A 24226-nucleotide genomic window follows, 5' to 3' on the forward strand; every position below is an offset into this window, starting at 1 on the left:
CGCGATGAGCGTGCCCGACCCGGACGCCGCGCTGCTGGCGCCGCCCACCCGCACCGGGCTCCGACGCCGAGGGCACGGCCCCCGCCCCCGGGCCCTCGCCGATCACCGCCTGCCGGCTCAGACCGCCCCGGCCCAGGGGTCGCCGGAGTCCCGCTGCCAGGCGGCCAGGGACGCCGCCAGGCGCTCCCGGATCGGTGCGAGCGCTGGGTCGGCGGCCACGTCGTGCCTCTCGCCGGGGTCGGTGCGCAGCGCGTACAGCTCGTCGCGCCGCACCGGTGCGAGGTGCCGGATCAGCTTGTGCTCGCCGTCGGAGGCCATGCGTGCCCGGTCCACGTAGGCGGCGTGCACCATCTGGCGCGGCGGCGTCGCGTCGTCGGCGCCCCGCAGCAGCGGGCCCAGATCCCGGCCCTGCACGCCCGACGGGACCGGCGCGCCGGCGAGACCCAGCAGGGTGGGCAGGAGATCCGCGTGCAGGCTCAGGGGATCGAGGGACCGTCCGGCCTCGAGGCCGGGCCCGGCCAGCAGCAGCGGCACCCGCAGGCTGTGCTCGTACAGGTTCTGCTTGCCCATCAGCCCGTGCTGCCCGAGGGCGAGGCCGTGATCGGCGGTGTAGACCACGAGCGTGTCCTCGGCGAGGCCGAGGGTCTCGAGGGTCTCGAGGATGCGCCCGATCCCGTGGTCGAGGTGGCTGATCATCCCGTAGTAGTCGGCGAGGTGGCCGCGCACCTCCTCGTCCTCCCGGGGCAGGGCGGCCAGGGTCTCGTCGCGCTCGCCGAGCGGGGCGGTGTCCACGGGGTCGGCGCGGTAGTTCTCCGGCAGCGGCACCGCGGCGGGATCGGTGCGGTCGTACAGCCGGGCGAACTCCTCCGGCGGGGTGCGCGGGTCGTGCGGGGCGGTGAACGCGGCCCAGAGGAAGAACGGCTCGTCGTCGTCGGAGGTGCCCGCCCCTCGGCGGCCGCGTCGGTGCGGCGGCGCTGATGCGCCTCCAGCAGATCGGTCACCGCGCGGGCGAACACGTCGGTGGAGAAGCCCTCGGCGAGGCGCCGTGCGGACTCGGGGTAGGCCCCTGTGGGGTCGAAGTCGTGCACGGGCACGGCGGTGTGCTCGCTCATCCCGCCGAAGAAGATCTGTGCCCCGTCGTCGAAGGAGCGGTGGAAGGACTCGGTCCCGTTGTGCCACTTGCCCACCCCATAGGTGCGGTAGCCGTTCTCCCGCAGCACCTGCGGGAGCGTCGGCGCGTCGGGCGCGAGGTCGTGCGCCTCGGCGGTGCCGATGCCGAGCCCGGCGGTGGCCGCGAGCACCTCCCGGCCCGAGAGGATGCTGGCGCGGCTCGGTGCGCAGATCGCACCGGTCATCCCGCCCTGGCAGTGATGGTGGGTCAGCTGCGTCCCGCGGGCGGCGAGGGCGTCCAGGTGCGGGGTGCGCGCCGGGGAGCCTGCGGAGCCGAGCACGTCGTGGCGGTGGTCGTCGGCGATCAGGAACAGGATGTGGGGGCGGGGCATGGGGCCTTCCGGGGCGGGCGGGGCGGCGCCCGTGCCGGTGGTGCCGACGTGGGCGAGGGGGCGGAGGGAGAGGGACGCCATGGGGGGGGGGGCTCGTCGTCGAGGGCGGGGCGCGTGCCGTCCCGCGGCTTCATCGGTCAAGTCACCGTAGGCGGCCGACGGGGCGGGGGCAAGGGGCGGCCGCGGCGCAGGGTATGTTCAGCTCGCGCCGCGATACTGCCGCCGGGCGCACCCTGTGCGCCGCCGTGTTCGCCGACCCCGGAGGGCCCCATGCACGAGGCTCACGCACCCGGCTCCCGGGCCCCGCACCGCGGGGCCTCTGCCGCCGGGCACGACGCCGCGCAGTCGCCGAATCCCTGGTCGGACGGACTGGGCAGGGCCGGAGCGCGCGCCGGCCAGCTGCTGCTGATCGCCGCGGTGGTCGTCGGGGCGGTGTGGCTGCTGCTGCGGGTGCGGGTCGTGGTGGTCTCCGTGCTGGTGGCGCTCATCCTCGCCGCCGCCGTGTCCCCGATGGTGACGTGGCTGACGGGCAAGGGGTGGCCGCGCCTGTGGGCCACCCTGGCCTCGTTCCTCGCGATCGTGATCGCCGCCGGCGGCGTGGTCAGCGGTGTGGTGCTCGCGATCCGCAGCGAGTGGGACACCCTGGTGGGCTCGGCGGTCGGCGGCTGGGAGCAGCTCCAGACCTGGATCACCTCCCTGCCCCTGCCCGTGGACACCTCCCTGCTCGACGACGCCACCCGGCAGGTCACGGAGTACGTCACCAGCGAGGGCTTCGCCAGCAGCACCCTCACCGGCGTCACCGCGGCCACGGAGTTCCTCACCGGCGTGGTGCTGATCATCGTGCTGCTGTTCTTCTTCCTCAAGGACGGCTCCACGATCTGGAACTTCGCCCTGCGCTGGTTCCGCGGCGAGACCCGGGCGAAGCTCGCCGAGTCCATCGACCGCGCCTCCGGCGTGCTCGGCGGCTACGTGCGCGGCACCGCCACCGTGGCCCTGGTCGACGCGGTGCTGATCGGGATCGGGCTCGCGATCGTGGGCGTCCCGCTCGCGGTGCCCCTGGCGGTGATCGTCTTCATCGGTGCGTTCATCCCCGTCGTGGGCGCCACCGTCGCCGGCATCCTCGCCGCCGCCGTCACGGTCGTGACCACCGGCCCGGTCGAGGCGCTGATCGTGGTCGCGATCGTCATCGCCGTCAACCAGATCGAGGGCAACCTCCTCCAGCCCGTCGTCATGGGCCGCACCCTGAGCCTGCACCCGCTGATCGTGCTGCTGGCCCTGACGATCGGCACCATCGTGGGGAACATCTTCGGCGCCGTCCTCGCCGTCCCCTACACCGCCATGGCCTGGACCCTCATCCAGGTCTGGACCGACCGCTACCAGGCCGGGGACGATCCCGTCCTCGGGAAGGACCCGCTGGATCCGCGCAAGCGCGCCGCGAGGCGCGCCACCGCGGCGCAGCGGAGGGTGTACCGGCGCCTGCGCGCGGGGCGGGAGCCCGACGTCGGGCTGGACGGGGTCGGGCCGGACGGGGTCGGGCCGGACGGGGTCGCGCCCGAGGGGATCGCGTCCGACGGTGCCGCGCCCGACGGGGCCGGGACCGAGGGGATCGCCTCCGACGCGGTCGCCCCCGAGGGGGTCGCGTCCGACGGCGACGGGCCCGATCAGGACGGGCCCGGTCAGGACGGGCCCGGGACGCCGGGGCGGTCCGAGGAGCGCTGATCCCGGCGGCGGCCGGGCTGCCGCCGCCGGGAGGGGGTCAGCGCGTCCCCTCGGTGATCTCGAAGCGCAGCAGCGCGGCGATGCCGTCGGTGAGCTCGATGTCGACGAGCCCCACCTCGGCGCCCGTCCGCACGGCGCCGCCCAGGTGGGCGGCCTCCGCCGTCGCGGACCGGTCGTACTCGAGCAGCAGCATCTCGATGGCGCCCCTCTCGGCGGCCCGGGCGACGCCCGCGGATCCCTCGACCGCGAGGCCGTGGGCCTTCCCGGCCTCGAACCGCTCACGGTGCTCCCGCGCACGGTTCTCGCTGACGCCGGCCGCGAGGCTGCGCAGCTCGTCGGCGAGGGCCTCCTCGGCGCCGTCGTCGGAGATCCCTCCGGCCTGCGCCTCCGCGTAGTGCTCCTGCAGGCTCGCGGGTAGCTCGTCCCGGAGCGTCGTGCGTCCCTGCACCTCGCCGGCGAGCACCACGAGATCCGGCCTGCGCCGCCTCGCCGCGTCCTCGAGGTGATCGGCCACCTCGCGGAGGTTCTGCTTCGCGACCTCATCGGCGCGGCGCTGGATCTGCTTGTGGGACAGCGCGCCCTCGCGGGGCTTGTGCACCGTGTCCGAGTCGTCGGCCACGACGGTCTCGTCCTCCGGCGCGGGGACGTCGCTCTCGGAGACCGTCAGGTCGCGGATCACGGCGCCGTGCTGGTCCGCGACGGCCACGAGCATCGAGACGGAGCGCTCGCGCTCGCGGAGGTAGGCACCGAGCTCCGGCTCCTGCGCCAGGTGCGCCGCGTCGCCGGCGCCCAGCGCGGCATCCCACGGGGCGTCCAGGCGCACGGCCGACGCGTCGGCGACGAGCACCCGCCCGGAGGACTGCACCTCACCGGCCTCCTCGCCGAGGACGGCCCGGTCGAGGGCCTCGAGCGCCTCGTCCCCGGCACCCTGGGCGACCAGGTCCCGGCGGAGCTCCTCCCAGCGCAGCCTCACCTGCTGGGGCGAGTCCTCCGCGGGAGAACGCGCCTCCAGGTAGACGGTCGCGAACGGCGGCCGGCCCTCGTACAGGCTGCGCACCTCGTCCAGTTCCACGGTCCCTCCTCTGTTCGGCGGGGCGATACGCGGCGGGCCGACGGAGTGGCCGACGGGGTTCTTCCACATACCGCCGAAGCGTCCCTGCACGCTAGGGACGGAGCGTGGGTGCGGTCAACGGGCGCGCTCGGGGCTTGACGCCCTCGACCCCGATCGTGCCGCGCGCCGGTGGCGACCTGCCCGCGGGGCGCGCCAGGTGCCGCGCGCGGGAGCGCGAGCCAAAGGTCGCGCCCGCGGGGCGGGCCCGTGCCGTGCGGGCCGGCGCCCTCTGTGACAGCCTGGCGCGATGTCACGCCCCATGCAGGTCTCCGACAGCATCGAGATCGACGCCGACCCGATGACGATCTACCGCGAGCTCGCCGACCCCTCCCGGATGGGTCGCTGGAGCCCGGAGAACCTGGGCACCGCTGCGCCCGGGCGTGGCCCGCTCACGGTGGGCGACGAGTTCGTGGGCCGCAACCGGCGCGGCCCCGGCCGCTGGTCCACCGCCTGCACCGTGATCGCCGCCGCGCCGGGGGAGAGGTTCGCGTTCCGGGTGCACCGGATCGGCCTGCGTCGGCCGCTGCTGCGCGGCGCGATCGCGACCTGGAGCTACACCCTCGAGCCGGTGGGTGCGGGGCGCTGCCGCGTCACCGAGACCTGGCAGGACGACCGGACCGGGTGGTCGGACGCCTGGGCGGCGCGGTTCGACCGACTGGTCACCCGCGGCAGCACCTTCGCTCAGTTCCAGGCGGGCAACATCCGCCGCACCCTGGAGCGACTGAAGGCGGATCTGGAGGGCTGAGCCTCGCGGGCGAGGCACCGGCCCGTCGGCGCGGTCCGCACCGCGGTGCGGGCGGCTACCCTGCTCCTTCGCCCCCGAGGAGCTGCCCGCCCCGCTCCCGCACCCCGCCCGAGGAGGACTCCATGCCCCCCACCCTGCCCGCCCGGCTGTCGACCCTGACCGAGCCGGAGGCCCTCACCGACCTCCTGCAGGTCGCGAAGGGGGTGCTGGCCGGGACCCTCGCTTGGTGGCTGTCGAAGGACGTGCTGGACTCCCAGCTGCCGTTCCTCGCGCCGTGGACGGCGCTGCTCACCGTGCACGCGACCGTGCACCGGTCCCTGTCCCGGGGCGTGCAGTCCACCATCGCCTCGAGCGTGGGGGTGCTGGTCTCCTTCGCGATCGGGGCCCTCCTGGGCGTGAGCGTGTGGACGTTCGCGCTGGCACTGCTGGTGGGTCTGCTGGGCGCCCGGATCACCTGGATCAAGGACGAGGGCGTCGCCATCGCGACCACCGCCATCTTCGTGCTGGGCAGCGGGTTCGGGGACCAGCAGCCGCTGCTGCTGGACCGCATTGTCGAGGTGGCGCTCGGCGTGGCCGTGGGCGTGGCGGTGAACCTGCTGGTGATCCCGCCGCTGCGGCACCAGCAGGCCTCGCGGTACGTGGACAGCATCAACCGGCGGATGGGGGACGTGCTCCGTGACATGGCCGACGAGTTCGAGACCTCCTGGGACACCGACCGGGCCGAGGCCTGGTTCCAGGAGACGCAGTCCATGAGCGAGGAGCTCGACTCCGCCTGGCGCACCGTGCGCTTCGCGCGGGAGAGCGAGAAGATGAACCCGCGCACCCGCCTCACGGTCCCCTTTCGCACCCGCCGCGGGCCCTCTCCCGCGGCGGACGCCTCCTACGAGGAGATCCTCGCCCGCGTGGACGAGGGGATCTCCCACCTGCGCCACCTGGCGCGCACGCTGCGCGAGGCCACCTACGACGACGGCGAGTGGGACAGCACCTTCCGCGAGAACTGGGTGCGCATCGTGCGGGACGCCGGTCGGGCCATCGCCGACCCGGACACCGAGGTCGAACCCATCCACGACCGCCTCACCGCCCTCGCCGCCGACGTCTCCGAGGACGGCCGACTGCCCCGCAGGAGCTGGCCGCTGTACGGCTCGCTCATCGCGAGCATGCGGCACATCGCGGTGATCGTCGACGACGTCGCCTCGGCGCGGGAGGCGCGGGAGGGGGCGTGAGCCGCGATGAGGCGCGGGAGGGCGCGCCTCTGCGCCAGGTGCGTGGACAGCAGAGCGCCACCCCGGGGAGCGGCAGCAGGCCGTCAGTCGAAGGTGACGACGACCTTGTCGGCCGCTCCCGGGGTCTTCGCGAGGTCGAGAGCCTCGAGCGCCTGATCGAACGGGAACGTGTGGCTTATGATCTTCGCGTACTTGTCGGTGTTGGAGATCAGGGCATCGGTGACCTCGAAGATCTCCGTCGGATATCCCATCGAGGTGCGGATGTCGAGCTCGGCGGCGAGGATCTTCCCGAAGTCGACCTCGACCGGCTTCTTGTGCACGGCGGGGATCGTGAGGACGGCGCGGTGCTTGGCCGCCTGCAGGATGGTCTTGACCACCGCCGGGGCGCCGGCCGCGTCGATGTACACGTCGCTGCCGGCGTGACCGCCATGACCGAGGCCGTCGGTCGCCTCGCCGTGCAGCGCGATCAGGCGGGCGACCACGTCCTCTTCCGCCGAGTTGATGACAGCGTCCGCACCGACCTCCCGGGCCACCTCCAGACGGCTCGACTGGATGTCCACGACGACCACGTGGGCGACCCCCTTCGCCTTCAGGCTGATGGCCGCGCCCAGGCCGATCGGCCCGGCGCCGAAGACCACGGCCTTGTCGCCGCTGGTCGCCCCGGAGCGGTTGACCGCGTGGTGCGCGACAGCCATCGGTTCGTTGAGCGCGGCGACCTGCCACGGGATCTCCTTCGGGATCGCCCGCAGCTGCTTGCCGGGTTCGATGTCCTTGACCAGCACGTATTCCGACAGAGCGCCCTGCAGTCCCCCGGACCCGAGGAGCCCGTCGGTGAACGCCATGGTGTCGACGACGACGTGGTCCCCGATCTCCACTCCGGTGGCCTCGGCACCGAGCTCCACGACCTCCGCGGCCGGCTCGTGGCCGAGCGGGGTGGCGCCCTGCCGCGGCGGGATCCCGCCGACCTGCGAGTACAGGGCGTCAGAGCCGCAGATCCCGCAGGCCTTCATCTTCAGCAGGACGTCCCGGGGACCCACGCGTGGGCGCTCGACCTCGACCCAGCTGTTCGTGTCAGGGCCGGTGACGTGGACGGACCTCATGAGACGCTCCCTTCTAGAGCTGATCCGCGCCCGGGCACGGGCGACGGTGTCGACCCGGGATAATCTAACAGTGTTCGGAAATGAGAGGAAGGTGAGGTGCCCGATGCCGCGCTCTCCCGGCAGGCCGCCCCAGACCTCACGCGCCCAGCTGCGGGATCTCGCCCGCGCCATGTTCGCCGAGCAGGGCTTCGACGGGACCTCGCTCGCGAGCATCGCGCGCGCCGCCGGGGTCAGCAGGACCACCCTGTTCTCCTACTTCCCGAGCAAACGCGACCTGATGTGGGAGGAGTACGACGAGCGCTTGCAGCGGCTCGAGGCGTTCCTGGTGTCCGCTCCGCGCGCGCCGGTCGTCTCGCTGCTCACCGAGGCGATCCAGGTCTCGGTGAGCTTCCGGGTCGATGAGCACGATGACCTCGCGCGGCGGATGCGGATCGTCGACGACTCCGCCGAGCTGAGGGCCTACACCGCGCTTCGCTCCGCCGAGATCTCCCGACTGCTCGTCGCGTTCGCCACCTCCCGAGCCTCGGGCGCAGACCCACAGCTGCTCGGTGATGTGACCCACGCGCTGATGGCTGTCGCGTCCCGGGCCACCCGCGATTGGGCCGCGACGCCCGCCCCTGAAGAGGATCTGGACCAGTACGCGGCAGCTCGCCTCGCCCCGTTCGCCGGGCATGTCGCCGCGCTCCTGGAGGAGTGATGCCTGCTCGTCGGGGCGGTCACGTGGTGCGGCCGGGTCGGGCCGATGGCGGCGCGGTGCACGGGTGGGCGCGTGGGTCCTGCAAGATTCGATTAGCTCAACACTAAGCAAATCCGCAGAATCGAGCTGAGCAGGCTCTATGCTGGAATGGTGAGCGAACAGGTGGATGGCCGGCGCAGGGAGGCCGTGCAGCGTATCCAGACGTTGCTCGTCGCGATCTCAGTGCGGTCCTTGCCGCGCATGGTCGGGTCTCTGCTCGAGGCTGATCTCACGCTGAAGCAGCTCAAGATGCTCACCGCACTGTGCAGCCCGGAGCCGCGCACCTCGACGGAGCTGGTGGGCCAGATGGGCGTCTCGCTCCCGACCGTGACCGTCGCGCTCGACAGGCTGGTGCAGCGGGGACTCGTGGATCGCGTTCCCGACGAGAGCGATCATCGAGCGCGGCGGCTGCACTTGACTCCCCTCGGGTGGTCCGTGGTCGCGGAGGTGTCCTCGCCGGACCCGCACCTGGGAGACCACGTGATCGCAGGTCTTGAGCGTGCGGAGCTGGAGGCACTGGAGAACGGGCTCGCGGCGGTCAACCGCGAACTCCGCAGGCTGTCCGAGTCCGAGGGGAAGGCGTCTGATGCCTCAGCTGACGGGTGATGAGCAGAGCGACCCCGTCGAGGGGACGAAGAAGAGCGGCGGGCGTCGACCGACGATCTACGACATCGCGCGCCTGACAGATCTGAGCCCGTCGACCGTCTCCCGGGGGCTCAGCAATCCCGGGCGGCTGAACAGCGAGACCGAGAAGCGCATCCGCGCGGCGGCCGAGGTGCTGGGCTACCGTGCGAATGCGCAGGCCCGCGCCCTGCACAGCGGCAGGACGGGAAACATCGGGCTCGTCGTCCCTGTCATCAGCCACCCGGTGTTCTCCGGCATCGTGCGTGGAGTCGAGAACTCGGTCATGAGTGCCGGTTTTCGGGCGATGCTGGCAGAGACCGGGGGGCGTCCCGATCAGGAAGTGGCCGCCTTGGGGCGGCTGTCCTCGTCCGTCGACGGGTTCGTGCTGGTCTCGCCCCGCACGGCCGAGCACTCATTGCGCAGCGCTGCCGGGTTCAGGCCGTTGGTGCTGGTGAACCGAGATGTCGACGGGATTCCCTCGGTGACGCCCGCGGTGGACGCCGGTTACCGCGAGGCAGTGGAGCATCTCGCCGAGCTGGGGCACGAATCCATCGTCTCCATGTCCGTCGAGGAGTCCCTGTGGGTGGGCGTTCGACGCCGCGAAGCATTGAACCGGGCGGCGGCCGAACGTGGCATGGAGGTTCGTGATGTCGAGGCCGCTGGGCTGCGTCTCGCGGACGGAGCGGCGAACCTCGCGATCCTGGGCAGCCATCCTGCGGATGCCGTGTTCACCTACAACGATCTGATGGCGGTGGGGATCCTGCATGCCGCCCATTCCGAGGGCATCCGCGTGCCGGACGCCTTCAGCCTGGTGGGTCACGACGACGTCTTCGGCGCGGATTTCGTGATTCCGCAACTCTCGACGATTCGCCCTCCGACCTCGGAGCTCGGCGCGGCGGCCGTCGCTCGTCTCATCGTAGAGATCGAGGGCAAGACTGCCGCACCGGTCGAGCTACCCACCACGTTCGTCGAGCGCGACTCGACGGGACCGGCCCCACGTTGAGGGGGCCACGGCCTGGGCCGTGACCCCCTCATCTCTCAGGCGGAGGCGGTCGGTTTGCGATCGCCGAAGGCTCTCCATCGCCGACGGAGCTCGTGCGCGGCAGCCTTCGGCTTGCGGTCACGAGTGAAGATCCCCTTCTTGTTCCCCTCCACCCGATGGATGCCGTTGGAGGTCTGGAAGTCGGCGAAGTTCCAGATCTGCTCTCCCACGAACTGGGGGAACTCGTCGAACACCCTGTGATGCATCGCGAGCAGCGCACTCTGATACTCCTCGGTCCAGGGCGCATCCCAGATCGAGTGAGCACCGGGCTGCGTGTCCGCGCCGTACTCGGTCATCATCACAGGCTTGTCGTACGCGTCGACCCAGCTGCTGATGTCCCGCCGCAGATAGGTCTCTGCGCTGTCCAGATCTCCGCTGAACACGTACCAGCCGTAGTATCGGTTGAGGCTGATCACATCGAACAGATCGACGATCCGATCGTTGCCGACGTTCGCGAACATCACCACGGCATACGTGAGCGGACGAGTGGGATCGAGCTCCCGGGCCAGGTCGACAATCGGTGCGAAGAACTCCCGAGCTCCCTCTTCGTTCGAGGCGGGCTCGTTGGCCAGGCACCACATCACCACGCTCGGATGATTCTTGTCCCGCGCGATGAGTTCGCGGACGTGCTGCGCGTAGGCCGCCTGCGTCGCATCGTTGAAGGTCTCGGCAGAGAACGACGGAGTGGTGGGGCGCCCGGCGAGTCCTCCTTCGACACCCAGGTTCAGCCCTACGGCGGCGGTCTCGTCGATCACCACGATCCCGTGTCGATCGGCGTACTCCAGAACCTCTTCGGCATACGGATAGTGCGAAGTGCGGAACGAGTTGGCGTTGATCCACTCCAGGAGCTGCGTGTCGTGCACGAGGTAGGCGTCATCATGCCCCTTGCCGCGGACCGCGCTGTCCTCGTGCTTCCCGAAGCCCTTGAAGTAGAAGGGCTCGCCGTTGATGAGGAACTCGTTGCCACGCACCTCGACGGTGCGAATGCCGATCGGCACTGTGTAGTGGTCCACGACGCGACCCTCCTGGTGGAGCTGCACATCGAGCTCGTACAGGTAGGCGGCCCCCGGCTGCCAGAGCCTGGCCTCGGGCACCCCGAGCGTGCCGTGGTCGCCCTCGAGGGATGCCACCTCTGCGCCGTCCTCGTCTCGCAGCGCCACCGTGACACGGCCGCTCCCCGTGGTCTCCACGCGGTAGTCCACGAGCCCGGTGGTTCCCTGCCGCCGGGTCGTCACGGTCACGTCGTCGACATGACTCGTCGGAATGCTGTGCAGGTACACCGAGCGGGGAATTCCGGCGTAGTTGTAGAAGTCGTGCAGATACTTCTGCTTCCGGACGCCGTTCTCCGTCTCGTGGACCGTGCCCGGGGGGATGGTCTCGTTGGTCAGCTGGTTGTTCACGGCCACGGTGAGGCGGAACGTCCGGCCGGGCGTGACGTGTTCGGTGAGATCGACGTCGAAGGGGGTGTATCCGCCGACGTGGGCGCCCACCCGCTCCCCGTCCGCGTAGACGACGGCCTCGTGGGTGACGGCGTCGAATCGCAGCAGGACGCGATCCCCGACCCATCCCCGGGGGACCTGGACTTCCCTCTGGTAGTACACCCATCCCACGTGGTCGCGAATCGCTGGATCGATGAACTGGTCGTTGAAGCTCGCAGGCACGGCTGCCTCAAGAGGGCCTGGAAGGGGTGCGTTCCAGGGCTGTTCTCCTGCCCGCGAGTCGATGCAGAAACTCCACAGACCGTTCAGGGAGCTCTGTTCGCGGGTGGGAGTGGGGCGGGGCTTGAGCATGAGGCGTCTTTCTGGTGGGTGGGAAGGATGGGTCGGGGTCCGCAGGATCCTCGTCGAGGACGGGGTGGATCACTCGGCGGCGTGCACGGATCGCTCGGCGCGTCGGGCCTTGATCTCGGTGACAATCTCGGAATGTCGTTCATCGGTCAGCTTGTAGGCGATCATCACCACGATGGAGAGCAGGGCCATGAGCAGGGGGATGCCGCCGACGGCTGCGCGGACACCCCATTCGACCGAGGTCCCCACGACGGCGGTGCCGGCCTCGTATCCGCCCCATGCGATCGCGTAGGCGGCGACGGCGCCGCCGACGGCCTGGCCGAGCTTGCGCACGAAGGAGAAGAGCGCGTAGGTGATGCCTTCGGCCCGCACACCGGTGCGCCACTCGCCGTACTCCACGGTGTCCGCCTCGAGAGCCCAGATGAGCATGCTGGTCAGCTTGATGCCCGCGCCACCCAGGACCAGACCGATCAGGGCCATCCACCACACGCCGGCCGGGGCGAGCAGCAGGATGAGACCGCCGAGGCCCATGAACGAGATGGCCATGAGGTAGCCGGTCTTCTTGCCGATCCGGCGGACGATGGTCGGGGTGAGCGGGGCCAGGAGGAAGACCGTGACGATCCCGATCCCAGCGTTCAGCGAGTAGACGTTGAGCGCCTCCATCACGTCCCGCATGTAGTAGATCATCGCGGTGCTCTGGGCGAAGGTTCCGACCAGGAACACGAAAGTGCTGATGGAGAGGATCAGGAGGGGGCGATTAGTGCGGAGCACCTCGATCGACTGCTTGAGGGTCACCTTGGGCACGTCGCGCTCCACGACTTCCTTGGTGAACAGGACCATGAAGGCGTAGAGGACGACGCCGATGCCGAGGAACACGATCGTGATCGTGGTGAACAGCTGCTGCAGGTCGCGGTCCGGCGTCAGCAGCGGAGCCACCACCATGGCGATCACGCCGCCGACGATCGTGCCGGCCACGGTCCGGGCCGTCGCGAGCTTCGCGCGCTCCGTGGGCACCTGGGTCATCGCGCCTGCGAGCGAACCGTAGGGAATGTTCACGAAGCTGTAGGCGAGGCTCAGCCCCGCGTACGTGAGATAGGCATAGAGCAGCGCGCCGGACTCGCCGATCTGAGGCACGGAGAACGTGGCGATGCTCAACAGGAGCAGGGGGATCGCGAACACCGCGATGACAGGCCGGAACTTCCCGAAGCGTGTGCTGGTGCGGTCGACGACTCGACCGGCGATCAGGTCACCGATGCCGTCGAAGATGCGCACGACGAGCAGGAGCGTGCCGGCTGCCGCGGCAGAGATGCCCGCGACATCGGTGTAGTACACCAGGAGGAAGATCGAGGCCAGCAGGAAGGCCAGGCTGTTCGCGGCGTCACCTGCTCCGTAGGCGAGCACGTTGATTGGCCGGAGCTTGGTCGCTGTGGCCGCCTCAGCCGGTGGGGTGTGGGTCGTGTCTGACATGGGGTTCTGACCTCTTCGTCGGAATGGATGCATGGGGAGGAGCAGCGATGGCCATCGATTGCCACGCGCGATGGAGCGAGCTGGTCGTCTCCGGCCGGTCCCTACAGTAGGGAGCCTTCCGCTGGGTGTCAATCGATTGCCAAAGCGAGTGGCGCCGAGTTGAGGTGGCGGGCGAGGTGCGGCGAGACAGGTGGGCCGGGGGTCGGCGGACCGGGCTGACCAGGGCCCTGCCACGCACGGCGCGTCGTTCGTCGCGGTCTCGCTGTCAGGGGGTAGGGGAGGTCCTCTCCCGGGAAGTGGGGATCCTTCGTGGAGAGCCTCGGAACGGGGGTGACCTGCGCTGGATGGCCTCTTCGAGCACGAGCGCTCGGACGTGGAGGCGTTCACCGGACGTTCCTCATCCGGGGTGCTGCGCCTGCAGGATGTGCGGATCGATGACGGATCACCCGCTGTCGGCAGTCAGGTCCCGGAGCGGCCCATGCCGCACCGCCGCGTCACGAAGGCGGTGAGTGGCGCCGGATCGCCCAGCGCAGCGCAGCGCCGTGGCCACCCAGCATGCTGGCCGGCCACGGCGCGTATCAGTAATGACTACTGGATGGACCATCCGCCATCGGATGCCAGGACTGCGCCGTTGATGTTCACGCCATCATCCGAGAGCAGGAACGTGATCGAGGCGGCGAGCTGCTCAGCAGAGGCGACGGTCGGGATCTGCGCCTGGAACGGGCGAAGTCGCGCGGTGCCAGCCTCCGACATGTTCGGAGGGAACGGGATGTTGGTGGCAACACCGCCGGGAGCGACGGCGTTGATGCGGACGCCGGCGGGACCGTACATGAACGCAGCGGACTTGGTAAGTCCGACGACTCCGTGCTTGGAGACGGTGTAGGCGTTGCCGGAGGCGTTGCCGCGCAACCCCGCCTCACTCGCAATGTTCACCACGGAGCCACGCTTCGCGTCGATCATGGCCGGGAGCACAGCACGGGTGATGTTGAAGGTCCCGGTGAGGTTCACGGCAATGATCTTCTCCCAGATGGCGTCAGTCGTCTCGTGCAGCGGTGAGAAGTCATCGTTGATGCCTGCGACGTTCGCCAGGGCGTCGATGCGGCCGCCAGCAGCGTCAACGATCGCCTCGACGGACGAGGGGTCGGTGATGTCACCCACAACGGTCACCAGTCCCGAGTCGGGCAGCGTCGTCTCGAGGTCTGCGAGGCGATCCGCGGAGACGTCGACGGCCACCACTCGACCGCCCTCGCGCGCTACGCGAGAGGCCACCGCACGACCGATGCCCGAAGCGGCCCCTGTGACGATCACCGTCTGGCCATCGAACCTTCCCGGCGTGATCGCTTCCTGCCAGGCCCCCGACGTCGTCTCGTCCGGCTGTGCTCCGTCGTTGACCTGCGCCACCAGATCGTCAATGGTCGACTGCGGCAACTTGCCCTGACTCAGAGAGACCAGCTGTTGCAGCGGCAGTGCTCTGACGGGTGCGAGCGAGTCGGCAGAGGTTCCTGCCTGGGCGAGCAGACCCTTGAGGAGATCGGACCCCTCGGGGTCGTCAAGCCACTCCGAAATCGATGAATGTGCACTCAGTGCCATGGTTCTACCTTTCTCTGCGGTGTTGTCCGTCATCGGCCTGGAAGACGTCTTCTGCGGCGGCACCGAAGGTGCACATTGTCCTGCCGCATTTCCGCTGACTGTGTTCTACGACGAGGCCGTCCCTGGTGCGATGGCGCGATTGGTCGCGGAATCACAACCGCTGCCGGGGGTCTTGGCGGTCTGCGTCGATGTGCCGGTGCTGTCGTCGATGGTCATCTCAGGCGTGCCATGGAGGCCTTGGTGGGCGTTTCCCTCGGTGAGGGCGCTGGCCTTCTCGTTGAGCCCCACACCCACGACACGTCTCGGCGTCTTCCCGGGGCATCTCTTCCCGGGGCATCCATCCCGCGTGTGTCGGTGAGGAGCGTGTTCTCTGCGGGGTCTGTGCTCAGATCGTCGGGCATCGGCGTGGGCCCGTCGATCTCGCCTTGTGGAAACGGGGCGGGATCGCCTCCCTCGGCATTCACGCTCACGATCGCGCCCGATGGGATGTCCGCCAGATGCAGGCGATCGTCTGCCGGATCGCACCGCGCAGAAGTGGACGCGCTGCTCTCGTCCGCATGCACCGTCTCGGCGCTCAGAGCGTCCGGGTCGATGTGCACAACCTTCGGCGCGCGGGCTGGCGACATGACGTCACCGACATGGAGCTCTCCGTCGTCGTGGAAGGCGGGGCCTTCACGCAACGTGCCACCGGTGAGTTCATGGGGCTCGCAGACGTGCGTCCAGGGCAGTCGCCGTGTGCTCGGCACCGCCACATCCGGTCAGGACACGCGCGGCACCAGCGAGGACCGTCGTGGCTGACTGTCGTGCAGTATTCTTGACGTTGCTCCGCTGAAGGCCGCTTCGCGGGAGGGGCGGTCGCCGAGGTGGTGCACGAGGACGTCTGACATGTCGCCCCCGCGCCACTCGTCCAGCAGCTGGTGGAACGCCACGGGACCGGGGGAGTAGGTGAACCCGGTGATGGCCTGTGTGCCCTCCGCGTTGTAGTAACTAGGGGTGCATCGTGCCTGGAAGTCCGAGACATCGCGCGCCGTCTCCTGGACCGTCGCGACCCATTCTTCCTCGGCCTCGGCGCTGGGTTCGATCCAGAGGGCTCCCTCGGCTTTGGCGCGAGAGATGATCGAGCTGATATGTCGGGCCTGTTCCTGCAGGATATGGACAAAGTTGACCGAATTCGCGTTGTGGATCGCTCCGATCTGGAAGAGGTTCGGGAACCCATGGGTGAAGAATCCGTGCAGAGTCCTCGGCCCCTGGGCCCAGGCATGCAGCAGCTGCTGTCCGCCTCGGCCTGCCACAGCAAGTGCGCCCGAGACGACCCCAGAGACTCCCGTCTCGAAGCCCGTGGCGAAGATGATGCAGTCAACCTCGTAGGTCTCGTCTCCAACGACCACGGAAGTGTCGGTCATCGCGGTGATTCCCTGGTGATCAGCGGTATCGATCAGGTGCACGCTGGGGCGGTTGAAGGCCTGCAGGTAGTGGTCGCTGAACCCCGGACGCTTGCACATGTAGCGGTACCAGGGCTTGAGCGCCTCTGCTGTCGCACGGTCATGGACTACCTCGTCGACACGGGCTCGAAGACGGTTCATCGCGGCGGCGTCGTCGAGCTCATCCCGGATCTCGCGGTCGTCATCCGACAGGGAGTCATCGACAGAACCAGAGAGAATGTGCCGTTGCAGGGTTGTGGTTGCGGTCCAGCCGTCCTGGACGAGGACCTCGTCGACTTCCGCGCCGGAGAGGACGCGGAGGAAGTTGTCCATCCTCTCCTGCTGCCACCCGGGCTTCAATGACTCCGCCCATTCGGGGTCGGTGTCACGATTGTCCCGTACGTCAACCGTCGAGGGGGTGCGCTGGAACACGAACAGCTCACGAGCGCTCTCCGCCAGGTGGGGCACGACCTGCAGCCCGGTTGCTCCTGTGCCGACGACAGCCACGCGCTTGTCAGCCAGGCCGGTCAGCTCGCCGTCAGCAGTTCCGCCGGTGTAGGCGTAGTCCCAGCGGCTGGTGTGGAAAGTGTGGCCCCGGAAGGTCTCGATGCCAGGGATCCCCGGTAGTTTCGGCTGAGTCAGCGTCCCGGAAGACGTGATGACGAATCGGGCCCGGAAGTGGTCGCCACGATCAGTGTCGACAACCCATTCCAGTGCGTTCTCGTCCCACTCGAGCGACGTCGCCCGGGTGTGAGGAACGAAATCGTCGTACAGGCCATAGTGGTGAGCGATACGCATGGCATGCTGCCGGATCTCTTCGCCGGGAGCATACCGGCGCGTCGGAATGTATCCGGTCTCCTCGAGCAGTGGCATGTAGACGTAGGATTCAATGTCGCAGTGGATGCCAGGGTAGCGATTCCAGTACCAGGTCCCGCCCACGTCTCCCGCTTCGTCCATCAGTCGAATCGAGTCGAGTCCTTCGCCGCGCAGGAATCCTGCGCTCAGCAGTCCTCCGAACCCGGCGCCGATCACGAGTGCTTCGACCTGGTCGGTCTTCGGCTCTCGTTCCGCACGAGGCGTGTAGGGGTCCTTGGCGTAGTAGCCGAACTCTCCTGAAGCGGGCAAGTATTGGCGTGCCCCGTCGGCGCGTGTGCGGCGATCCCGCTCTTGTGCGTACTTGCTGCGCAGCTGGTGCAGCTCTTCCATGCTGATCGGGGTGTTCTTCATTCGGTGTCTCCTTTGCGTGAGAGGTCGCCCGCCGTGACGTGGCGGGCTCATTCATCGGGGACGGTTCGGGGCGAGCACGCGGTTAGCTCAAGGCTAACTAACCGCGAGTGGGTGTGTGTGGAGCTGCGGTGAGAGCAAGGCAATCCCGTGTGGTGGTGCGGCGCGAGGGCGAATCGTCTTGCTGGTCTCTGTGATCACGGAGCACGCGACGCCTCGCGCGGGACATTGGGGGATCCGTGGTAGCCATGCCCGAGCTCGTCTGACCGACTCGTTGCCCAGAAACTGATCATGAAAACGGCACATGATTCTGATTTCAGGACGCGGGGACCGCGGCCGACTCGACGTGGTCGCGACGTTGCCGGATCGCGTGTCCTGACGTCGGCAGGAGCGGACCGACCGGTTCGCCACGGCGCGCTGTGCGCGCCGCTGCCCCGCTGTCGCAGGTCGGGTGACATTGGCCCGGTGCACGGCAGAACATCCGCGGTTCATTCGGCCCTCCTGGAAGTCGACTGTCGCCACCTCTCAAGAGTCCCTGGGCCGTGAAGTTCCCGCGTCGTCTGCCCGTAGTGGGACGCGTACTTCATCGGTAGTAGGCAGCCGTTCACAGCCGAACTGGCGATTCGGAGATGCGCAATGACTGCCTCCACCCCCACGAACGTCTCGGTGTGAGGGGACTGATGCGCTGGGAGACGTCACATGATTTGTGGTGCGGAGAAGTGTTGCAGGGAAGGATGTGGGCTCTGCCCGCTCCCTTCACCGTGGTTGCGGACTGCTGCCTCGCTGGCGTCTCGACGCGCCGCGTGGATGAGCTCGTCAGGCCCCTGGGAATCAACAGCATCTCGAAGTCGCAGGTCAGCAGGATGGTCGAGTCGTTGGACGAGCACGTCGAACAATTCCGCCACGGCCCCCTGGACGTGGCCGGGCCCTTCACGGTCGTCTCCGCCGACACGCTGACCATGTTGGTTCGTGAGGGCGGTCGCGTGAGCTACGCCGTCGTCCTGCTCGCGACCGGCGTGAACGCTGACGGGCACCGCGAGGTGCTCGGCGTGCGGGTCGCGACCAGCGAGACGGGTGTTGCGTGGAACGGCGTCTTCGCCGACCTCGTCGCCCGCGGCCTCGCAGGGGTCCGCCTGGTCACCAGTGATGCGCATGCGGGACTCGTCGAGGCGATCGCTGCGCACCTTCCCGGGGCAGCCTGGCAGCGATGCCGCACCCACGACGCCGCGAACCTCATGGCCATGATGCTGAAGAGCATGTGGCCGGCGGTGAAGGCGATGCTGCACAGCGCCTATGACCAGCCCGACGTCGCAGCGGTCAACGCGCAGTTCGAGCGGCTGAACAAGGAGATCCGCCGTCGCATGGACTCCGTCGGCATTTTCCCCACCTGGGAGGCGATCGTCCGGCTCGTCGGCGCGGTCCTGGCCGAACAGTCCGACGAGTGGCTTGAGGGGCGACGCTATCTCGGATTGGACGTCCTCGCCCGCTGTCGCCTCACCCTCGTCCCTGGCACGGGGAACGAGGAGGTGGCCACCAGCTCCCCGACCGCTCTCATCGCCTGACCCCTCAGCGAAAGATCGCTACACCACTATGCGGGACTCAACTGGAGCCGATCTGCGGGGTCTTCACCTGCACGATCAGTTCCTGCCGTTCTCAACACCCCATTTCCACAGCACGATATCGAGTGTGCGGAGTGTGGAGAGCTGGGTCTGGCCCACGTGTGAACGCACAGATGAAGCACGTTCCGCGAGAAACTCGTCCTCCCGGAGCGCCTCCCACCACTGGCGCCAGGAGTTCTTGCCTCCGATGCCCGTGACCTGGTTGACCACTGAATCCTCGATGGGGATCAGGTGGGGCCTCTTGCGTGCCATGATCTTGCTCGCGGTCGTGGGGCCGATGCCCCATCGCCGGTCACGGCGGTCGTTGCGCCGAAGAATGTTCCATAGCTCCTGTGCCGGGGAATCGTCACCGAGGAGCTTCTCGAACTCCTTCTCATTCTTGATTTTCTCGATCGAGAGTTCGGGGCCGATGTCGGAGAGTAGACGAGAGATCTCCTGGGAGGAATCTCCCAGAATCCCTAGCGCTGCCCTCGGGGGAACGGTCACGGAGAGGCACTGCACGGCAAGGAGGTCAGGGGCGGTGAGTGTGTTCGTGAGGTTCTCGTCCTGCGCGAATGTGTCGAAGTGCGCTCCTGTGTAGGCCCGCGTCCCGGGGAACTTCTCCGAGGGGGCGAAGTACTCACCGGCGAGCCTCTGCGCCTCGTCCAGGGCGATGCCTGCTACAGCTTCACGAATGGTCATGGGTGCCTCCAGCGGGGGACAGGGCGGTGGGTGAAGAGCGACGGGAGGGGGGGGGAGACCTGCACTAGTTGTAGTTGGTCATGACGTTGTCGACGCCGGTGTGGAGGCGTGAGGCCGGGGGCTGATCGCCGCAGGCGGTGTGGGGCCGATGGTAGTTGTAGTGGTGGAGCCAGACGGCGTGGCGGTCCCGTCGTTCCTGTTCGGAGGTGAAGACCTCGGCGTAGAGGAACTCGTCGGCGGTGATCCGCTGGAACCGCTCGACCTTTCCGTTGTGGCGGGGCGTGTAGGCGCGGGTCCGCTGATGACGGGAGACCTTCCCGCGGACCGAGCTGGCGAACGCGTTCGAGCGGTCGTTCGCCCCGTTGTCGCTGACCAGCCGCGTGATCCGGGTGATCCCGTGCGCGGCGAAGAACGCGAACGCCCGATGGAGGAACCCGATCGTCGTCGCCGCTGTCTCGTCCTCGAGCGGTTCGGTGTAGGCGAGGCGTGAGAACCCGTCGATCGCCGAGTGGAGGTAGGTGTAGCCGACCCGCCTGCCCTTCCCTCGCTTCGAGCTGCGGGCGGCGTCGCTGTCGCGGCCGTGGACCTTCCAGCCGCCGCCGTCGGGGATCTCCCGACCTTCTTCACGTCGATGTGGACCATGTGCCCGGGGTAGCGGGCGATGATCCTCCCTGGTGACCGGAGGTTCTCCCCGTGCGGGGTGATGTCGCGGATCCGGTTCAGGCCCAGGCGGTCCAACCAGCGCGTCACCGTCCGCACGCAGTAGAGGACGTCGTGCCCGTCGGCGAGTTCGCGGGCGATCCGACGAGCCGACCACTTCCGTTTCCGTCGCCAGTGCTCGATCAGCTCGACCACCCAGGCCGGTAGGCGCGTGGGCCGGTGAGCGGGAGCGCTGGAGCGGTCCTCGAGACCGATCTCGCCGTGGTCGCGGTAGCGGGCGACCCACTTCGAGAGGGTCGAGCGGGCGATGTGGAACTCCGCAGCGACGTGAGCGATCGGACGACCCCGCTCGATCACCTGCGCGACGGCTCGCAGCCTTCCAATCACGGTCAGCGGGGCATTACGGTGGGTCATGGAACGGGTCTCCTCCCGGCAGATGAATGGCTTCAGCACCACCCATCGTGCCGGTCAGGGACCCGTTCCTTCATCCCCACCCCAGTGACCACAACGTCACGACCCGCAACACCTAGATCAGCGAGGCCGGAGAGTGCCGCGTAAACAGCCTCAGAACGCATTCGTCCGGTCTTGGGAAAGGCAGCCTTGCTATTGAGGATCTCGATCGAGAACGGTCGGGGTCCTCCTGCCGAGTCCATGGCGTTCAGCAGGTCCGGTCCGGAATCCTTGTCAGGGTCGTCGCCGGCCTTGGCACGGTGGCTGCGGTAATGGCGCAGGACGTTGCGAACAGACGCAGACGTGGCCCGAAGGGAGTAAGCGGAATTTAGAGCACACAGGGCAAGGGAATCCCTAATCTCCACCGGGGCGCCCCAGGTCGTTGAATCACCGAGATCCCTGCGGGCGGCCTCAATGACGTTCTCGAGATCGGCGTGAGCGGTCATGCCCTGATTTTATCCGGTGGGGCGTGCCTGCGTTGGCCCTTCGAGCTGGAACATGGGGGTGTCGAGACAGCGGTACCGTGCAGAACGGCTGATGCCATCCTCACGCGCGTCGTGAGCATTCGGAGTACCGGCCAGTGCGGCGTTGCGGAGTTCGCGGACCTTCATGGAATCCATGGAATGGGGACGGCCCGTGCAGCCGCCGCGCTCCCTCGCTTCTGCGATCCCCTCGCCCTGGCGCTGCCGGATCAGGTCCCGCTCGAACTGGGCGACGCTGCCCATCATGATCAGCTGGAAAGCCACTACCGGACCCGCGTGCCAGTAATTTACTGGAAGAGCGTACCAAGGAACCGCTACTACTTTCCCAGCAAAGCCTCCATCCAGCCAGTGAAGGACATCTCCCAGTCTTCTTCCTCTGGTGCCACTCCATCTCGAAAACGTCTCATCTTATCGGTCAGCTTTCTTCGCCGCTCGAGCCCTTCGGGACCGACCGCCTTGATTGCGGTCCGTGGATACACGTTGGCCTTTTCCGCTATCCGATCGGTAACGAAGGCGACAAACTCGTCGTACGCACTTACCGCTTCACGTGTTTCATTGTATGAGGGTCGATACCCAGCATGAACAACTCTATTTCTGAGCGCCACGCCATGTCTCATCCAAATTTCCCACGGACTAGCTTCCGCCGACCAATTTCCTCCAAGGCGTTTGGATAGCTCTTCCCGCACCCTACTTCGCTTCTCGAGAGCGTAAAACACGCTTCGGGCACTCTTGACGGACGCCTCATCTTGGACGTTCGGCCAAGCTTCCTCCCAAAGCAGGTGACTAACAATGGTCGTCAATAGGGTTTCGACGGAGGTACCCATGGAAATAACAGCGTCAGAATACTGGCCGATCTTGTACTGGTGCTTCGCCCTGTATGCTCGCTCGAGGTATTGACGTAGAGGGTGCTCGAGCTTGCCAACATGCTCGTAAATCGCCTCCGTCACAGACTCTTCCATCGCCTCATCTCGGACGCTCACACCCATATTTATATGCGCCAGATGAACGATCCCGCTAACATTCCATTCCGAAGCCGGGGGAACGGACCACCTTTCCACCTCGGGCCAGCCGCGATCAGTGAAGGACTGAGAGACAATTAGCAGGTACGGCATTGACTCGTATGTTATCTGCGGATAGTAATTACGCGACACGTGCGAAACAGCTCGAATCGCGGCATTTGCCGCGCCGATACCAGTCTGAATCGGATCACTCAAAGGGGGCCAAGTACGAGGATCGTCTGCCCCGCTGTTGCTTCGCGGGCAGCTCCTTTCTGTCACGACATCAATCATTGTTGCGACAGAAGCTTGGCCTCGATCCGCGACTGGCGTAGCGCTCCCTGATAGACCAATGTGGTGAAGGAGCCTCGACTGCGCCTCGACATTATATTCCAAGCTCGATGCAGACAGTGCGGAAAGGTGGTGGAAGTTAACCGTAACCTGCACCGCCCTCTCTGCCCCAAAAGCCGAGTCGGTCAAATCGTGGTAAATGCTCGAAATCGGCACACCTTCCGCGATGGGTAGGTAGAAGTCGAGGGGTATCATAAATCGAATAAGCTCAATTTTTCCCAAAGTGCCAACATCTTTCTTCGTGCGAGCGATTGACTTCCAGAGCGTTCGCTAAGGCCGACATTTGTTCAAATCTCAATAGGCTTACGTTTCGTCGTTTGCCGACTAGTCGGGGCATGTCTTTCGAAGTTCAAGCAGGCGGCGCTCGTACGCCGCAAGCATTAGTGATCCTCGAGTGGTGTGCCGCACCAGCGAAGAAAAGGCCGGTGACCATGTTCCCCCAGTGGGTCACCATGAGCTCGGCGTCCTGGGCTTGCTCTTGATATGGCTGTGCTGACGACATGCCTTAGCTTACGCGGCACCCAGATCCAGAGGGTGCGCCAAGAACGGTAGTTTTCGTACCGACCGATTGGTGGCAGCGAGGGGGTGCGGCCCTAGTCCTCACCGTTGTTCTCGTTCGTCAGGGGAGCCGCACCGGTGACCTTCGCGTAGACGTCCGGATCACTTAGCTTGCGGATGAGGAAGTTCACCCAGGCTTCGGTGAACACGTACTGCTTGAAGGCAGCGTTCCAGCGGCAGAACTCAGCACGGGTGGCAGCGGGATCGCTCGCGCCGGTCGGCGGTCGCGCCCGAAAGTGGCGCCAGCACTGCGTATGCATGTGGATGGTGAACGGTTTGCGAAGCGCTACGGCTACCCGCTCAACGACCTGTTTTGGAAGAAGGTTCCCGAGGTCGGCGACCGGGATCTGCTTCTCCCTGATGATTGTGCGTACCTGGTCCACCACAGCGTTCTGCTCGTCGGTGAGATCGCTCGCGTTGACGTAGGTCATCGCGGCATCCGCCTCGGTTTTGGGTCCCTTGTGTGGGATGAGATAGATGCGGAAGTCGAAGGCTTGGTCCTGAGCGACGTCGGGCTCGATCGCGGCGTCGAAATCTTGAATCCACTCCATCACCGGAACTGGTACTTGGCTACGTACCCGCTTCACCGCTGAGACGGCGTCCTGGGTGATCGAGGAGACGAACAGCGGGAACCGCAGCTCGTCCGCCAGAGCTTCGTCCGGACCGAACCACTCGACCAACGTGGCCTCGAAGTTCAGCAGGTGCGCTTGGGTGCGTCCAGCGACGAGGGCCGCGATGTTGCCCTCGTGACGATGCTCCACCCGGTTACGCAGGCCGGTGAAGAACTCGATGTTCGCCCGTCGGGGGTCGTTGTCAGCCAGCAGCTCGCGTCGCAACTGCCGCGCGGACTTGTACTGCCACTCCCCGTCCTCGCTACGCACACGCTGCCCGCGCTGGTTCCGCACGAACAGGTCGCCGCCCGTCTTCTCGGTGTGCGCTTGCATCAGCTTCAACCACGCCAGCGCCATGTGCACGATGAAAGCCTCTAACTGGCGCTCGTTGCCCTGTCGGTTGTAGAGGTCGACCGCGAGGCGCGCCTCGTTCTTGGCTGCCTGCAACGTGTGCCACCAACGGGGGCGGGGTGCCATGTAGGTCTCCTCCATGCAGTTCATCGTGAGGCGGAGTGAGATCACTCCTTG

18 protein-coding genes and 3 pseudogenes are annotated in these 24226 nt (G+C 67.5%); 7 read left to right on the top strand and 14 right to left on the bottom strand.

The features are described from left to right. Positions 1 to 117 precede the first annotated feature (117 nt). Positions 118 to 1179 carry a sulfatase-like hydrolase/transferase gene (locus DWV08_RS17395; RefSeq protein ID WP_162801608.1) on the bottom strand — a complete coding sequence of 354 codons (1062 nt, stop codon included), beginning with the start codon at positions 1177 to 1179 and terminating at the stop codon, positions 118 to 120. Then, positions 1128 to 1583: pseudogene (locus DWV08_RS17215) on the bottom strand (sulfatase-like hydrolase/transferase); the annotation flags it as partial. The pseudogene DWV08_RS17215 and the gene DWV08_RS17395, both read right to left, overlap by 52 nt. Positions 1584 to 1772: 189 nt before the next feature. On the opposite strand from DWV08_RS17215, the gene DWV08_RS16525 reads away from it, so the two are divergent. Then, entirely contained in the window at positions 1773 to 3221 is a 1449-nt protein-coding gene (locus DWV08_RS16525) for an AI-2E family transporter (RefSeq protein ID WP_115414809.1), read from the top strand. A 37-nt stretch (positions 3222 to 3258) separates the two neighbouring features. On the opposite strand, the gene DWV08_RS16530 is transcribed toward DWV08_RS16525, so the two are convergent. Next, positions 3259 to 4293, bottom strand: a complete 1035-nt coding sequence (locus DWV08_RS16530) for a baeRF2 domain-containing protein (protein WP_115414810.1) — start codon at positions 4291 to 4293, stop codon at positions 3259 to 3261. 286 nt (positions 4294 to 4579) lie between these two features. Here DWV08_RS16530 and DWV08_RS16535 point away from each other — a divergent pair, with 286 nt between their 5' ends. Both DWV08_RS16535 and DWV08_RS16540 read left to right on the top strand, forming a co-directional pair. Further along, positions 4580 to 5077: an SRPBCC family protein gene (locus DWV08_RS16535; protein ID WP_115414811.1), complete on the top strand. Its 498-nt coding sequence runs from the start codon at positions 4580 to 4582 to the stop codon at positions 5075 to 5077. 122 nt (positions 5078 to 5199) lie between these two features. After that, a complete protein-coding gene (locus DWV08_RS16540; RefSeq protein WP_115414812.1) occupies positions 5200 to 6300 on the top strand; it encodes an FUSC family protein in 1101 nt (366 codons plus the stop codon). An 83-nt stretch (positions 6301 to 6383) separates the two neighbouring features. Here DWV08_RS16540 and DWV08_RS16545 read toward each other — a convergent pair whose 3' ends face one another. Then, a complete protein-coding gene (locus DWV08_RS16545) occupies positions 6384 to 7400 on the bottom strand; it encodes a zinc-dependent alcohol dehydrogenase (RefSeq protein WP_115414813.1) in 1017 nt (338 codons plus the stop codon). Between the two features lie 103 nt (positions 7401 to 7503). Here DWV08_RS16545 and DWV08_RS16550 point away from each other — a divergent pair, with 103 nt between their 5' ends. The 3 genes from DWV08_RS16550 to DWV08_RS16560 all read left to right on the top strand — a co-directional run bounded on the left by DWV08_RS16550 (position 7504) and on the right by DWV08_RS16560 (position 9763). Next, on the top strand, positions 7504 to 8097 hold the full coding sequence (locus DWV08_RS16550; RefSeq protein WP_162801610.1) for a TetR family transcriptional regulator: 594 nt from the start codon (positions 7504 to 7506) through the stop codon (positions 8095 to 8097). Positions 8098 to 8247: 150 nt separating this feature from the next. Then, a complete protein-coding gene (locus DWV08_RS16555) occupies positions 8248 to 8742 on the top strand; it encodes a MarR family winged helix-turn-helix transcriptional regulator (protein WP_162801611.1) in 495 nt (164 codons plus the stop codon). Next, the gene (locus DWV08_RS16560) at positions 8723 to 9763 is read left to right on the top strand and encodes a LacI family DNA-binding transcriptional regulator (RefSeq protein ID WP_115414816.1); all 1041 of its coding nucleotides are present in this window, start codon (positions 8723 to 8725) and stop codon (positions 9761 to 9763) included. The genes DWV08_RS16555 and DWV08_RS16560 overlap by 20 nt, the downstream gene beginning before the upstream one ends. A gap of 35 nt (positions 9764 to 9798) precedes the next feature. Here DWV08_RS16560 and uidA read toward each other — a convergent pair whose 3' ends face one another. From uidA to DWV08_RS16580, 4 genes are all read right to left on the bottom strand, one after another. Beyond that, positions 9799 to 11592, bottom strand: coding sequence for a beta-glucuronidase (gene uidA, locus DWV08_RS16565; protein ID WP_115414817.1), 1794 nt, complete (start codon positions 11590 to 11592; stop codon positions 9799 to 9801). A 69-nt stretch (positions 11593 to 11661) separates the two neighbouring features. Beyond that, positions 11662 to 13056, bottom strand: coding sequence for a glycoside-pentoside-hexuronide (GPH):cation symporter (locus DWV08_RS16570; RefSeq protein ID WP_115414818.1), 1395 nt, complete (start codon positions 13054 to 13056; stop codon positions 11662 to 11664). A 588-nt stretch (positions 13057 to 13644) separates the two neighbouring features. Continuing rightward, positions 13645 to 14646, bottom strand: coding sequence for an SDR family NAD(P)-dependent oxidoreductase (locus DWV08_RS16575; protein WP_115414819.1), 1002 nt, complete (start codon positions 14644 to 14646; stop codon positions 13645 to 13647). A gap of 758 nt (positions 14647 to 15404) precedes the next feature. Next, positions 15405 to 17294, bottom strand: a complete 1890-nt coding sequence (locus tag DWV08_RS16580) for a flavin-containing monooxygenase (RefSeq protein WP_115414820.1) — start codon at positions 17292 to 17294, stop codon at positions 15405 to 15407. A 716-nt stretch (positions 17295 to 18010) separates the two neighbouring features. Here DWV08_RS16580 and DWV08_RS16585 point away from each other — a divergent pair. Continuing rightward, positions 18011 to 18853: pseudogene (locus tag DWV08_RS16585) on the top strand (IS256 family transposase); the annotation flags it as partial. A 75-nt stretch (positions 18854 to 18928) separates the two neighbouring features. Here the strand turns inward: DWV08_RS16585 and DWV08_RS16590 are convergent. From DWV08_RS16590 to DWV08_RS16605, 6 genes and pseudogenes are all read right to left on the bottom strand, one after another. Next, on the bottom strand, positions 18929 to 19591 hold the full coding sequence (locus DWV08_RS16590) for a DUF6308 family protein (protein ID WP_115414821.1): 663 nt from the start codon (positions 19589 to 19591) through the stop codon (positions 18929 to 18931). A gap of 64 nt (positions 19592 to 19655) precedes the next feature. Next, a pseudogene (locus DWV08_RS16595) lies at positions 19656 to 20665 on the bottom strand (IS481 family transposase). A gap of 32 nt (positions 20666 to 20697) precedes the next feature. Continuing rightward, complete coding sequence (locus tag DWV08_RS16870; RefSeq protein WP_162801612.1) at positions 20698 to 21147, bottom strand: hypothetical protein; 450 nt, start codon at positions 21145 to 21147, stop codon at positions 20698 to 20700. Positions 21148 to 21156: 9 nt separating this feature from the next. After that, positions 21157 to 21447 carry a recombinase family protein gene (locus DWV08_RS16600; RefSeq protein WP_244923650.1) on the bottom strand — a complete coding sequence of 97 codons (291 nt, stop codon included), beginning with the start codon at positions 21445 to 21447 and terminating at the stop codon, positions 21157 to 21159. A gap of 53 nt (positions 21448 to 21500) precedes the next feature. After that, complete coding sequence (locus tag DWV08_RS16875; protein WP_162801613.1) at positions 21501 to 22163, bottom strand: hypothetical protein; 663 nt, start codon at positions 22161 to 22163, stop codon at positions 21501 to 21503. A 959-nt stretch (positions 22164 to 23122) separates the two neighbouring features. Beyond that, positions 23123 to 24190 carry a DUF3644 domain-containing protein gene (locus tag DWV08_RS16605; protein WP_162801614.1) on the bottom strand — a complete coding sequence of 356 codons (1068 nt, stop codon included), beginning with the start codon at positions 24188 to 24190 and terminating at the stop codon, positions 23123 to 23125. Positions 24191 to 24226: the final 36 nt, after the last annotated feature.

It is taken from the genome of Brachybacterium saurashtrense, from assembly GCF_003355475.1.
In the GTDB taxonomy this organism is placed as follows: Bacteria; Actinomycetota; Actinomycetes; order Actinomycetales; family Dermabacteraceae; genus Brachybacterium; species Brachybacterium saurashtrense.